This window comes from Cupriavidus oxalaticus (genome assembly GCF_004768545.1).
GTDB lineage: Bacteria > Pseudomonadota > Gammaproteobacteria > Burkholderiales > Burkholderiaceae > Cupriavidus > Cupriavidus oxalaticus_A.
In genome coordinates this window covers 1,976,326-1,988,930 of record NZ_CP038634.1, presented here as the reverse complement: position 1 = coordinate 1,988,930, position 12,605 = coordinate 1,976,326, and the positions used below count along the sequence as shown (strand labels likewise).

The window sequence follows — 12,605 nt, the reverse complement described above, 5'->3', positions numbered from 1 at the left end:
CCTATACTGGTTGGCAATGCCGAACGCAACGCCAGCCGATAGCGCGCTCGCCACCCTTCCGCTCGATACCGCATTCCGCACCGACATCCCCGGGCGGCTGGACCGCCTGCCTTGGTCGCGCTGGCACTGGCGCGTCACCATGGCGCTGGGCATTGCCTGGGTGCTCGACGGGCTCGAAGTCACGCTGGTGGGTTCGGTCGGCGCCGTGCTGGAGCGTCCGGACACGCTGGGGCTAAGCGCGACGCAGGTCGGCTGGACCGGCTCGCTCTACATCCTCGGCGCGGTCATCGGCGCGCTGGTCTTCGGCCGCATGGCCGACCGGCTCGGGCGCAAGCGGCTGTTCCTGGCCACGCTGGCGGTCTATATGCTTGCGACGCTGGCCACCGCGTTCGCGCCGGGCTTTGCCTTCTTTGCCGCTTGCCGCTTCCTGACCGGGCTGGGCATAGGCGGCGAATACGCGGCAATCAATTCCGCCATCGACGAACTGATCCCCGCGCGCGTGCGCGGGCGCGTCAACCTGGCGATCAACGGCAGCTTCTGGCTCGGCGCGGCATTGGGCGCGGGCCTGAGCCTGCTGCTGCTCGATGCGCGCGTGCTTGGGCCGGTATGGGGCTGGCGCGCTTGCTTTGCGCTGGGCGCGCTGCTGGCAGTGGCGATCGTGCTGGTGCGCCGGCACGTGCCCGAGAGTCCGCGCTGGCTGGCCACGCACGGACGTCTGGAGGAAGCCGAGCGCGTGGTCGCCACGATCGAAGCCGAGGTGCGCGCGAGCCATGGGCCGCTGCCGCCGGTTGCTTCCGATTGCGCCGCGGTCGCGATGCGCCCGCGCGCTGCCCCCGGCGTGGGCGAGGTCTTGCGCCTGCTGCTGCGGCGCTATCGCCAGCGCAGCACGATCACGCTGGCGCTGATGGTGGCGCAGGCGTTCTTCTACAACGCCATCTTCTTTACCTATGCGCTGGTGCTGACGCGCTTCTACCACGTGCCGGAAGCGAGTGTGGCGCTCTACATCTTCCCGTTCGCGCTGGGCAATGCCGCCGGGCCCTTCCTGCTGGGCCCCCTGTTCGACCATATCGGACGCCGGCGCATGATTGCCGCGACCTATGTGCTTGCCGGCATCGGGCTGGCGCTGACCGGCTGGGCCTTTGTCGAAGGCTGGCTCGATGCGCGCGCGCAGGCGTTGTGCTGGTCGGCCGTGTTCTTCCTGGCTTCGGCGGCAGCGAGTTCCGCCTATCTCACCGCCAGCGAAGTGTTCCCGCTGGAAATGCGTGCCCTCGCGATCTCGGTGTTCTACGCCCTCGGCACGGGCACCGGTGGCTTTATCGCGCCATTGTTGCTGGGTGCGTTGATCGAGAGCGGCAGCCGCGAGGCGGTGGCAGCGGGCTATGGCCTCGGTGCGGCACTCGTCACCATCGCTGGCCTGTTGGCGTTGCGTTATGGCATCGATGCCGAACGGCGTCCGCTGGAACAAGTCGCGCCGCCGCTTGCTGCGGATGATCACCCGCAACGGTAAGCCAGTGCTTAGTCAGCGCCTGTCCGAAAGTCTGCAGCCCGCGCCAGACAACGTTCCCGGCCCCTGCGCGCGCCCGTCGCGTCTTGCTGTCGCAACTGCCATTATGAAGGCCGTATTAAGCAGGACTAGGACCTCCCCTTACACATTCTTACAGCAAGCCAAGGGGCAACTGACTAGCCTTAACTCACGCGCGGCGGCCTGAGTGCATGAATCTTAGCGTCAACAGGCTGCCACCTCGTGGCCATCGCCTTGCTGCTCGCAGCAGCGATCGGCCATTGTTCAACGCTGCCCGAAACAGACCGGGCAAATCCACGGACCGGACCGAGGTCCGATGCAAAGTGCGCCGCAGCGGCTGACTGCCTCAGCGCGCGTGCTGCAGACAACAAGCTGAATTGGGGACTAGCAGGCCCGGGCATCGCGCGACAGCTCTTGCGCGACGCCACGCGCTTGCCTGCGAATTTGCTCGTCCGGCATGCGTTGCGTGCAGCCGGAAGGGACGCTTTTGACTTGCTTGCCGGAGAACAACGACCATGGCCGACCAGCGCAACAACCCACCTCCGCCTTCCACACACCCGCCGCGTAACACGCTGGCCCCCGCATCGCAGCGCCAGCCGCACGGTGACGGGGTGGTCCAGCGCCAGCAGCCGGTCGCCATACCGCTGTGGCATATCGTGCCGCGCATGGCCGGCTATGGCGTGGTGCTGTTCATTGTGTGGGCGGTGCTGACGATTATGTTTCCGAATGTGTTTACGCGTTCGTCGGAGCGTGCCGTGATCAATAGTCCCGTCAGCCTGGTGACCTCGCCGGTCGAAGGCATCGTCATGCAGCAGAAGGTGGCAGCGGGCCAGAGCTTCACCGCCAACCAGCCGCTGATGGTGGTGCAGAACCCGAACATCGACCGCTCGCTGCTGGTCGAGCTGACCGGCAAGAAGCTCGATACGCAGCAGCGCTACGATTCCGCGCGGGCGCGGCTGGAATCGAACCGCCGGCTGATGGGCGCCACCGAGCAGGACCTGCAGCGCTACAACAGCGCCGCGCAGCGCGAGCATGCGACGCGCGTGCGTGCGCTGCAGGCGCGGCTGGCGTCGGCCACCGCGCAGGAGGACCAGCAGCAGGAGGTCGTCAACCGCAACCAGAACATGCAGTGGGCAGGCGCGGTGAGCGAGGCCTACACCAATGCATCGCGCTACCAGTTGTCGATGCTTACCAACGCCAAGGCCGCGGTGAAAGCCGAACTGGACAGCGCCGTCGGCGAAAGCGAAGCGTCGCGCAACAAGGTCTATGCCTCGTCGGCGGACGGCCCCAGCGCTTCTCTGTCGCAGCGGCGCCAGGCGCTGAGCGCCGAATCCGCGCAGCTGACCGCCGAACTGGAGCAACTCGAGGCGTACGGCAAGTCAGTCGACGAGCTGCTCGCCACCGAGCAGCAGCGCATCGACCGGCTGTCCAACCTTGAGATCCGCTCGACCGAGGCCGGCACCATCGAAGACCTGATCGCGCAACCCGGCATGCGCGTGGCAGCGGGCGCCACGCTGGCACGCGCCAGCAACTGCGCGCAGACGCGCGTGGTGGCGGTATTCCCGCGCAGCCTCAGCGACAACCTGTTGCCGGGGGCGCGCCTGAACGTGCATGTCGACGGACTGCCGGCGGCGCTGCCGGCATCGGTGGCGGAGGTCCTGCCGCGCGCGCCCGACGGCGACCAGGCGCGCTACTTCGTGCCGTTCCCGCCGATCGAGAAGAACGAGATCTACGTCATCGCCAAGCTCGACCGGCCGCTGGGCAAGCTGCCGGACAAGCCGAATGCGGCCGCATCGGCGACCACGGCCAGCGCGGGCGGTACCGCACCGGCGACCTCGGGCCACTGCGGCATGGGCCGCTGGGCACGCGTGACGCTTGATCAAAGCTGGCTGGGGCAGCTGCGGGCATCGCTGACTTGAGCCACCGACCTGAACGGGCCTGAACGGACACCACGGAGACGAGCATGATCCGACCACCGTTGCCTCCACCGCGCATGCGCCGGCTAGCCGCTGCACTGTTGCTGCCGGCAGCGCTCGCACTCGCCCCGGCCGCCGCGCATGCGCAGGCGTCGCAGCAAACCCTGCTGGCCGAAGGCTGCAAGGTACTGGCCGAGCGTGTCGGCCGTGAAGCCGGCAACGGCCCGGTCTTCCTCGCCAGCTATGAGCCCGCACCGGGCGGCGAGCCGCTGGTGCCGGCGCTGCGCAACGCCGCCTTCGTCTACGACAACGCGCTGGCCGGCATCGCGCTGGTGGCGTGCAAGCGTCCCGCCGAAGCGCGCCGCATCGCCGACGCCGTGCTGCAGGCGAGCCGGCAGGACCGCCACTATCGCGACGCACGGCTGCGCAACGCCTATCGCGCCGGCCCGCTGCCCGCAGGGCCGGCACCGTTGCCCGGCTGGTGGGACGAGCCCAGCAAGCGCTGGTTCGAGGACGCCTACCAGGCCGGCACCGCCACCGGCAACGTCGCCTGGGCCGCCCTGCTGCTGCTCGCCGTGCACGAAGCCACGCGCGACGCACGCTACCTGGACGGCGCCGCTGCGCTGATGGGCTGGGTCCACGCGAGCGTGCCCGATACCGGTGCGCCCGCGGCCTATACCGGCGGTTTCTTCGGCCACGAGCCCAGGCAGATCCGCCAGGGCTGGAAATCGACCGAGCACAACGTCGATACCTATGCCGCCTTCAGCTGGCTCGCCAGCCTGCGCAACGACCCGCGCTGGCGCGACGGCGCGGCGCTGTCGCGCGGCTTTGTCAATGCCATGTGGCAGCCGCGCGAGGGCCGCTTCGTGATCGGCACCAAGGACGACGGCCGCGGCCTCAATGCCGGCCCGTCCGCACTCGATGCCGTGCTGTGGCCGCTGATCGCCCTGCCCGATACGCCGCGGGACTGGTACCGCGCGCTGGGCTGGGTCGATGCACGCCATCGCGCCGGCGCGGGTTACGGCTTCAAGGCCAGCCCGGACGGCATCTGGACCGAAGGCACCGGCCAGGCCGCGCTGGTGCTGCAGGCCGCTGGCCGCGCGCAACAGGCGCAGCCGTTGTGGCCGCTGCTGCTGTCGCAGCGCGCTCCCTCGGGCATGCTCTACGCCACGCCCGATGCGCGCATCAGCACGGGGCTGTCGATCGGGCCCACGTCGACCACCGAAGACTTCCACTACTTCCACCTGCCGCATCTTGGCGCCACCGCGTGGGCCGTGCTCGCGGCAGCGCGCTGGAATCCGTTCCGCCCCGGCGGCTGCCTGGACCCGTCGTGCCCGCCGCCTGCCATCGCCGCGGCCAATACCGGCACCACCAACGCCACCAACACCAACGCCCCCGGCAAGGACTGACGATGTTCACCCTCTTTCTCGAGAACCAGTCGCTGCTGGCCATCAACGGCGGCGTGCTGCTGGCGATGGTGCTGCTGACGCTGCTGTGCCGCCAGGAGCGGCCGGCTGACCGCATGCTGTTCGGCGGCATCACCTTCCTGCTGCTGATGGTCTACGTGACCTGGCGCGTGCGCGAGACGCTGCCCCCATGGCAGCCGACCTTCGCCAGCGCATGGGCGCATGTGTTCTTCGCCTTCGAGTGCATGACGCTGGCCTACACGCTGCTGTCGATCGTGGTGCTCAGCCGCAACAGCAACCACTCGCCCGCGGCCGACGCCGGCGAATCCGCGCTGCGCCGCGCCGCACACGTGCCGCGCGTGGACATCTTCATCGCCACCTACAACGAAGGACTGGACATCCTGGAGAAGACCATCGTTTCGGCGCTGGCGATCGACTATCCCGATTTTCGCGTCTGGGTGCTCGACGACACGCGCCGCGACTGGCTGCGTGAATTCTGCGGCCGCGTCGGCGCCTACTACGTGACCCGCCCGGACAATGCGCACGCCAAGGCCGGCAATCTCAACAACGGCCTGCGCCACAGCGCCGAAGCCGGCGGCGCGCCGTACATCCTGGTGCTCGACGCCGACTTCGCGCCCCACCGCAACATCCTGCTGCGCACCGTGGGCCTGTTCGACAACCCGCGCGTGGGCGTGGTGCAGACCCCCCAGTTCTACTACAACGCTGACCCGATCCAGTACAACCTGCGCGCCACCGAGTGCTGGGTCGACGAGCAGCGCGCGTTCTTCGACGTGATGCAGCCGGCCAAGGACGCGTGGGGCACCGCGTTCTGCATCGGCACCTCGTTCGTGGTGAGGCGCGACCTGATCGAACACATCGGCGGCTTCCCGACCGGCACCGTGACCGAAGACATCCACCTCACCTACCGGCTGCTGCGGCACGGCTATATCACGCGCTGGCTCAACGAGCGGCTCAGCGTGGGACTGTCCGCCGAAGGGCTGCCCGAGTACATCAGCCAGCGCAGCCGCTGGGGGCTGGGCACGGTGCAGGTGGCGCTGACCTCCGACGGGCCGCTGCGCGGTCCCGGCTACACCGCGGTGCAGCGGCTGCACTACGTGCACGGGCTGCTGCACTGGATGTCGCGGCCGTTCACGCTGATGCTGCTGGCGGGGCCGCTGCTGTACTGGTATTTCGGCGTCTCCACGCTGTACGGCGAGCCGCTGCAATTCCTCGCCTACGGCCTGCCCGCGCTGGTGGCGTACTGGGCCTACAGCATCTGGATCACCGGCCAGCGCGCGCTGCCGATCTTTACCGAAGTCACGCAGATCGTCGCGTCGCTGGCGGTGACAGTGTCGCTGGTCAGCGCGATGTTCAAGCCGTTCGGGCGGCCGTTCAAGGTCACCAACAAGGGACTGGACCGTTCGAAGCTGGTGATCCACGGCAAGTTCGCGGCGCTGTACGCGAGCCTGCTGGCGTTATCGGCGCTGGGACTGGGGCGCGCGCTGGTGGTCGATGCCGATGCGCAGGGGCTGGCCTTCAATACGATATGGACGGGCGTGGCGCTGATGCTCTACCTGGCTTCGTTCCTGGTCTGCGTGGAGCTGCCGCGGCCGCGCAAGGAAGAGCGTTTCCCGCATCGCGCCGCGGCCTTGCTGCGCGTGGACGGGCGCGAATACCGCGTCACCACGCACGACCTGTCCTGCAACGGCGTGGCCGTGACGACGCCGCTGGCCGCCGCCTTCCACCCTGGCGCCGAAGGCGCGCTGTGGCTGGCGCAGACCGGCTGGATTCCATGTCGCGTGGTACGGCGCGATAACCAGTTGCTTGGCATCGCGCTGCATGCCGACATGGCGGCGCGTCACAGCCTGATCCGCCTGCTGTTCAGCGATCCCGCGCACAACATTGCCCGCCAGGGCCAGCCGCGGCTGGCGATCTCGCGCTTCATGCGGCGCGCGCTGCTGGGCTAAACAAAGACTGCCTTTCCCTGACTCTCCGGAAACCCTTCATGCGAAGCCTGAGCCGCCACTCCTCCCCTGCACAACGCTTGCTGCCCCGCGCCTCGGTGTTGGCGCTGTCACTGGCGCTCGCAGCCTGCACGCTGGAGCCGCAATACCAGCGGCCCGACGCGCCGATCCCTTCGGCGTTTCCGGATGGCGCCGCCTACCGCACGCCGCAGGCCGCCGCCGGCCAGCCTGGCCAGCGTGCTCAGGCGGTACAGCCGCCCGGGCCTTCCGCCGCCGATCTCGGCTGGCGCGATGTCTTCCTCGACCCGCAGTTGCGCCAGCTGATCGAACTCGCGCTGGCGAACAACCGCGACCTGCGCATAGCCACGCTTTCCATCGACGAAGCCCGCGCGCTCTACCAGATCGAACGCGCGGCGCAGTTCCCGACGGTGGAGGCCAATGCCGGCATGGCGTCGCAGCGCCTGCCGTCGCGGGTGCGTGCGCCGGGCCAGTCGCAGCAGATCACCACCTACAACGCCGGCATCGGCTTCACCGCATTCGAACTCGATTTCTTCGGCCGGGTGCGCAGCCTCAAGCATGCGGCGCTGGAGCAATACCTGGCCACCGAGGAAGCGCGCCGCAGCGCGCAGATTGCGCTGGTGGCGGAGGTTGCCAACGCCTACCTGACGCTGCGCGCCGACCGCGAGCTGCTGCGGCTGTCGCAGGACACGCTGAAGACGCAGCAGGAAGCGGCCGAAATGGTGCGGCGCGGGCGCCAGGCGGGCGCGATGGCGCAGCTGGACCAGCATCGCGTGCAAACCCAGGTGCAGACGGCGCAGGTCGGCGTGGAACAGTACACGCGGCAGGTGGCGCAGGACGAGAACGCGCTGACACTGCTGGTCGGCACCCAGTTGCCGAAGTCGATCGCCGAGGGCGGCAACCCGGCCGCTGGCGCGGCGGCAGACCCGCTCGAGCCGCGCACGCTGATGCAAGAGTTCCCGGAGGGGCTGCCATCGAGCCTTCTGACGCGGCGCCCCGACATCCTCGACGCCGAGCACCAGCTCAAGGCCGCCAACGCCAATATCGGCGCCGCACGCGCGGCGTTCTTCCCGCGCATCTCGCTGACTGGCGCGCTGGGCGTGGCCAGCACCAGCCTGGCGGGGCTGTTCTCCGGCGGCATGGCCTGGCTGTTCGCGCCGCAGCTGACGGTGCCGATCTTTGATGGCGGGCGCAATCGTGCCGGGCTGGATGCCGCCAACGTGCGCAAGGACATCAACGTGGCCAACTACGAGAAGACCATCCAGACCGCCTTCCGCGAAGTGGCCGACAGCATGGCGGCGCGCGCGACCTACGAGCGCCAGGTCAAGGCGCAGGAAGCGCTGGTGCGCGAAGGCAGCGAGACGCGGCGGCTGTCGGAGATGCGCTTCAAGAACGGGGTCGATGACTACTTCGGCGTCTTCGATGCGCAGCGCCAGCTCTATGCCGCGCAACAGTCGCTGGTCACGTACAAGCTGGCGGGGCTGACCAGCCGGGTATCGCTGTACAAGGCGCTCGGCGGCGGCTGGCGGGAGGTAACGGACAACGGGGGCAATGGCGCCCGCCCTGCGCCACCCGGACCGGCGGCATCGGCCGCGCCGCGGGCGCCGGCTGCGGCAGCGCCACGCCCGGCGCAAGCACCGGTCCCGGTAGCTGCAGCGCCACGTGCGGCGCAGGCGCAGGCGCAGGCACCGGCAGCCGCACCGGCCCCTGCACCGGCCCCTGCACCAGCACCAGCACCAGCACCTGCACCTGCACCTGCACCTGCTCCAGCTCCAGCTCCAGCACCTGCAGCGCCACGCTGAACGGCACGGCGGCAGATTGGCAGAGTTGCCGGGGCGCTGCCCCCGACTGCGCGCGCAAGGCGGTGCTTAGCCATCGAGCGCGGGCGGCGGGCCGGAACAACTGTACAGCGCCGCGCACCAAAACCTGTATATGGCGCCCTGGAGGAACTTGCCGCATGATGCGGCTGCATCGCGCACCAGACGCGAGCGTTCCCCCAGGACTCCAATTGCCGCACACCACCTCCGGAAAAAGCTCGACCCTTATTGCTGTCCTGGCCCTGACCGGCTCGATGGCCTCGCTATGCGTCGGCACGTCGTTCGCCAAGCATCTGTTCGACGCGCTCGGCGCGCAAGGCACCACGGCGCTTCGCGTCAGCTTCTCGGCCCTGATCCTGCTGTGTGTATGGCGGCCGTGGCGCATCCCCCTGACGCGCGCCAATGCGGAGGCGATCACGCTGTATGGCGCGGCGCTGGGCGCGACCAACCTGCTGTTCTACATGTCGCTGCGCACGGTACCGCTGGGGCTGGCGATTGCCATCGAGTTCACCGGGCCGCTGGCAGTGGCGGTGCTGTCGTCACGGCGCGCCATCGACTTCCTGTGGATTGCGTGCGCGGTAACGGGCCTGCTGCTGTTGCTGCCGATTGGCGAGGCGGCCGGCACGCTCGATCCGGTCGGCATCGGCTACGCGCTGGCCGCCGGCGTGGGCTGGGCGCTCTATATCGTATTCGGGCAGAAGGCCGGCAACGCGCACGGCGGCCAGGCTACCTCGCTGGGACTGACCATGGCAGCGCTGGTGGTGCTGCCGTTCGGGGTGGCGCACGCCGGCAGCGCGCTGCTCAGCCCGCCGCTGCTGCTGGCGGGGCTGGCGGTGGGCGTGCTGTCCAGTGCGATTCCCTATTCGCTGGAAATGGTGGCGCTCAAGCGCCTGCACCGGCGCACCTTCGGCATCCTGCTGAGCATGGAGCCGGCCATGGGCGCGCTGGCGGGGCTGGTGTTCCTGCATGAACAGCTGAGCCCGCTGCAGTGGCTGGCGATCGCCAGCATCATCACCGCTTCGGTCGGTTGCACGGCGACTTCGCGCGGCAAGCGCGATGCCGGCTGAGCCTGGCGTAGCGCTCAGTACGCGCCGAACCAGTCCGCCGGCAGCCGCTGGCCGCTGCCCGCTTCCTCCCGCAGCGTCATCGAGACTTCGTGCAGGAAGCTGTCCTCCGGATTGCGCCGGCTGCTGAAGCCCAGGCCCCGCAGGATCGCCAGCATGCGGCGGTTCTCGCTGAGCACGTCGCCGCGCATGGCGCGCAAGCCAGCCGCGCGGGCATGGTCGCGCAGCCGCGTGATCAGGCGCCGGCCCAGGCCCTGCCCTTGCCAGCCATCGGCGACGACCACCGCAAATTCGGCGACACGGCCGGTCACGACGTATTCGGCGCTGGCGACGATCGCCGGCGTCCCTTGCGCGTCGGGCGCGACTACCACCAGCGCCACGCTGCCCGGCGCGGGCCGGGCCAGCCCGTCGACGACCTGGTCGACCACCCGCCCACCGGTCAGGAAGCGGAAGTAGCGGCTTTCACGCGACAGTCCATCGATCATGGCGCGCAACGCGCCGCGATCCTGCTCGTGCGTGCGGCGCACCATCACCTGCCCACCCCGGCCCACCGGCCAGCTTTCTGCCAGTGGTTCGCTGGCTGCGTGCGCTGTCGTCGATCGGCTCCTGCCTGTCATGCCATACCCCTGAATACACTATTCGTAGTCAGAGTATAGGCAATAACCTGACTTTTGCAAATGAAGTCAGCATGCTAAGCTTCCGGCATGATGAACGCCACCGCGTCTGACCTCCGCCAATGCTCGATCGCCGCCACGCTTTCGCTGGTCGGTGAAAAGTGGACGATTCTTATCCTGCGGGACGTATTCCACGGCGTCACGCGCTTCGACGAGTTCCTGCGGCGGCTCGAATGCTCTCCGGCCGTGCTGTCCGCACGGCTCAAGACGCTGACCGAAGCCGGCCTGCTGCGTAAGGTCAGCTACCGCGAGCCCGGCGAACGCGAGCGCTTCGAGTACCGCCCCACGCGCGCCGCCGTCGAGTTGTTGCCGGTGTTGATCGGCCTGATGCAATGGGGCGACAGGCACATGACGTCCTGCGGCGAAGGCCCGGTCCAGATCCGCTCGCAGTCCAGCGGCAAGCTGGTGCGCGCGGCGCTGGTCGACGAGGACAATGTGCTGGTGTCTCCGCGCGACATGCAGGTCGTTCCCGTTGCTCCACGCCGCACCGAAGGCAAGCAATAACCCGCTGCCGTCCCTTGCTGCGCCGCACCGGCGCGGCACACCGCACTGCACCATGACTGTGCCGGCGGTCCGCCAACCGCCCCAGCACAGCGCATCGGGGCTTGCCGCCGGCGCCACTGCGCGCTCCAAACCCCCATTCACCGTCACTTCGCGTTCTGGCACACCCCTTGCGTAATGTGGTCCGGGCCCGTCAACGGCGACCGGCCCATCCCACACAGCGCAGCGGCTATCCCATGTAGCGGCTGTCAGGACAACGGCGTCCCCTGAACTGGCTCATCAGACCATCGATGTGCCGGCTCGCGGGACGCCATTTGTTTTTTTTTGGAGCAAGTGACGATGACCGGCAAAGCCACCCGCATCGAGCTGCTGAGCTTGAGCACCCCGCAGATGCGCGCCTTCCACCTGACCTGGATGGCGTTCTTCGTCTGTTTCTTCGCGTGGTTTGCCTGCGCGCCGCTGATGCCGGTGCTCAAGGGCGAGTTCGGCCTGACCCCGGGCCAGATCGCCAACATCAACATCGCGGCGGTGGCCGTGACCATCCTGGTGCGCCTGGTGATCGGGCCGATGTGCGACCGCTTCGGCCCGCGCAAGACCTATACCGGCCTGCTGGCGCTGGGCGCGCTGCCCGTGCTGGGCGTGGCGCTGGCGCAGAACTACGAGACCTTCCTGGTGTTCCGCCTGCTGATCGGCGCGGTCGGCGCCAGCTTCGTCATCACGCAGTACCACACCTCGGTGATGTTTGCGCCCAACGTGGTCGGTACCGCCAACGCGGCCGCGGCCGGCTGGGGCAACGCCGGCGGCGGCGCCGCGCAGGCCATCATGCCGCTGCTGCTGGCCGCCGTGCTGATGATGGGTGCGGATCACGCCTTCGGCTGGCGCATCGCGCTGCTGGTGCCGGGCGTGCTGATGCTGGCGATGGCAGTGGTCTATTACCGCTTCACCCAGGATTGCCCGGAAGGCAACTACTCGGACCTGCGCGCTCAAGGCATCGCTATCAGCGGCAAGGATGGCGGCAAGGGCGGTGGCTGGGCCAGCTTCCGCGCCGCCAGCGCCAACTACCGTGTGTGGCTGCTGTTTATCACCTACGGCGCGTGCTTCGGCGTGGAAATCTTCATCCACAACATCGCCGCCATGTACTACGTCGACCAGTTCGGCCTGAGCCTGAAGGCCGCAGGAATGGCCGCGGCAAGTTTTGGCCTGCTGGCGCTGTTCGCCCGCGCACTGGGCGGCTGGCTGTCGGACAAGGCGGCGCGCCGCCGCGGCCTGGATGCGCGTACCACGCTGCTGTTCGTGCTGATCCTGGGCGAAGGCCTGGGCCTGCTGTGGTTCGCACAGGCCGGCAACGTGGCCATGGCCGTGGTCGCGATGCTGATGTTCGGCCTGTTCACCCACATGGCCTGCGGCGCGACCTACGCCCTGGTGCCCTTTATCGATCGCAAGGCGCTGGGCGGCGTGGCCGGGATCATCGGTGCCGGCGGCAACGTCGGCGCGGTGGCCGCGGGCTTCATGCTCAAGGGCCTGGGCAACGTGCAGCAGACGCTGACGGTGCTGGGCGTGCTGGCCACCATCGCCGCCGTCTGCGCCATCGCCATCCGTTTCAGCGCCGAGCACAAGGCCCGCGAACAGGCGCTGTACGACAGCGCGCTGGCCAACTGAATTTGGTATCGCCCCACAGCACTGCAAGCACCACAAGCACCACAAGCACCACAAGCAGCAAAGA

At 68.7% G+C, this 12,605-nt stretch carries 9 protein-coding genes; 8 read left to right on the top strand and 1 reads right to left on the bottom strand.

Features of this window, described 5'->3' with window-relative positions:
* Window positions 1-16 precede the first annotated feature (16 nt).
* The 6 genes from E0W60_RS08855 (at window position 17) to E0W60_RS08830 (ending at window position 9,710) form a co-directional block, all read left to right on the top strand.
* Complete coding sequence (locus E0W60_RS08855; RefSeq protein ID WP_135703686.1) at window positions 17-1,507, top strand: MFS transporter; 1,491 nt, start codon at window positions 17-19, stop codon at window positions 1,505-1,507.
* A 530-nt stretch (window positions 1,508-2,037) separates the two neighbouring features.
* Entirely contained in the window at window positions 2,038-3,441 is a 1,404-nt protein-coding gene (locus E0W60_RS08850) for an HlyD family secretion protein (protein WP_135703685.1), read from the top strand.
* A gap of 44 nt (window positions 3,442-3,485) precedes the next feature.
* Entirely contained in the window at window positions 3,486-4,847 is a 1,362-nt protein-coding gene (locus E0W60_RS08845; RefSeq protein ID WP_218959729.1) for a hypothetical protein, read from the top strand.
* Between the two features lie 2 nt (window positions 4,848-4,849).
* A complete protein-coding gene (locus E0W60_RS08840; RefSeq protein WP_135703684.1) occupies window positions 4,850-6,811 on the top strand; it encodes a glycosyltransferase family 2 protein in 1,962 nt (653 codons plus the stop codon).
* 38 nt (window positions 6,812-6,849) lie between these two features.
* Window positions 6,850-8,628: an efflux transporter outer membrane subunit gene (locus E0W60_RS08835; protein WP_135703683.1), complete on the top strand. Its 1,779-nt coding sequence runs from the start codon at window positions 6,850-6,852 to the stop codon at window positions 8,626-8,628.
* 269 nt (window positions 8,629-8,897) lie between these two features.
* Complete coding sequence (locus tag E0W60_RS08830) at window positions 8,898-9,710, top strand: EamA family transporter (protein WP_431189874.1); 813 nt, start codon at window positions 8,898-8,900, stop codon at window positions 9,708-9,710.
* Window positions 9,711-9,724: 14 nt separating this feature from the next.
* Here the strand turns inward: E0W60_RS08830 and E0W60_RS08825 are convergent, their stop codons facing one another.
* A complete protein-coding gene (locus E0W60_RS08825; RefSeq protein WP_133095380.1) occupies window positions 9,725-10,324 on the bottom strand; it encodes a GNAT family N-acetyltransferase in 600 nt (199 codons plus the stop codon).
* A gap of 90 nt (window positions 10,325-10,414) precedes the next feature.
* On the opposite strand from E0W60_RS08825, the gene E0W60_RS08820 reads away from it, so the two are divergent.
* Together E0W60_RS08820 and E0W60_RS08815 are read left to right on the top strand one after the other, a co-directional pair.
* Window positions 10,415-10,885 (top strand): winged helix-turn-helix transcriptional regulator, encoded by a 471-nt coding sequence (locus E0W60_RS08820; protein WP_133095410.1) that lies wholly within the window; start codon window positions 10,415-10,417, stop codon window positions 10,883-10,885.
* A 336-nt stretch (window positions 10,886-11,221) separates the two neighbouring features.
* Window positions 11,222-12,541 carry a NarK family nitrate/nitrite MFS transporter gene (locus E0W60_RS08815; RefSeq protein ID WP_133095381.1) on the top strand — a complete coding sequence of 440 codons (1,320 nt, stop codon included), beginning with the start codon at window positions 11,222-11,224 and terminating at the stop codon, window positions 12,539-12,541.
* Window positions 12,542-12,605 lie beyond the last annotated feature (64 nt).

What these genes read in the sequence shown, in the direction of transcription:
- E0W60_RS08855 (WP_135703686.1), top strand. Translation starts at nt 17, where the DNA reads ATGCCGAACGCAACGCCAGCCGATAGCGCGCTCGCCACCCTTCCGCTC.
- E0W60_RS08850 (WP_135703685.1), top strand. Translation starts at nt 2,038, where the DNA reads ATGGCCGACCAGCGCAACAACCCACCTCCGCCTTCCACACACCCGCCG.
- E0W60_RS08845 (WP_218959729.1), top strand. Translation starts at nt 3,486, where the DNA reads ATGATCCGACCACCGTTGCCTCCACCGCGCATGCGCCGGCTAGCCGCT.
- E0W60_RS08840 (WP_135703684.1), top strand. Translation starts at nt 4,850, where the DNA reads ATGTTCACCCTCTTTCTCGAGAACCAGTCGCTGCTGGCCATCAACGGC.
- E0W60_RS08835 (WP_135703683.1), top strand. Translation starts at nt 6,850, where the DNA reads ATGCGAAGCCTGAGCCGCCACTCCTCCCCTGCACAACGCTTGCTGCCC.
- E0W60_RS08830 (WP_431189874.1), top strand. Translation starts at nt 8,898, where the DNA reads ATGGCCTCGCTATGCGTCGGCACGTCGTTCGCCAAGCATCTGTTCGAC.
- E0W60_RS08825 (WP_133095380.1), bottom strand. Translation starts at nt 10,324, where the DNA reads ATGACAGGCAGGAGCCGATCGACGACAGCGCACGCAGCCAGCGAACCA.
- E0W60_RS08820 (WP_133095410.1), top strand. Translation starts at nt 10,415, where the DNA reads ATGAACGCCACCGCGTCTGACCTCCGCCAATGCTCGATCGCCGCCACG.
- E0W60_RS08815 (WP_133095381.1), top strand. Translation starts at nt 11,222, where the DNA reads ATGACCGGCAAAGCCACCCGCATCGAGCTGCTGAGCTTGAGCACCCCG.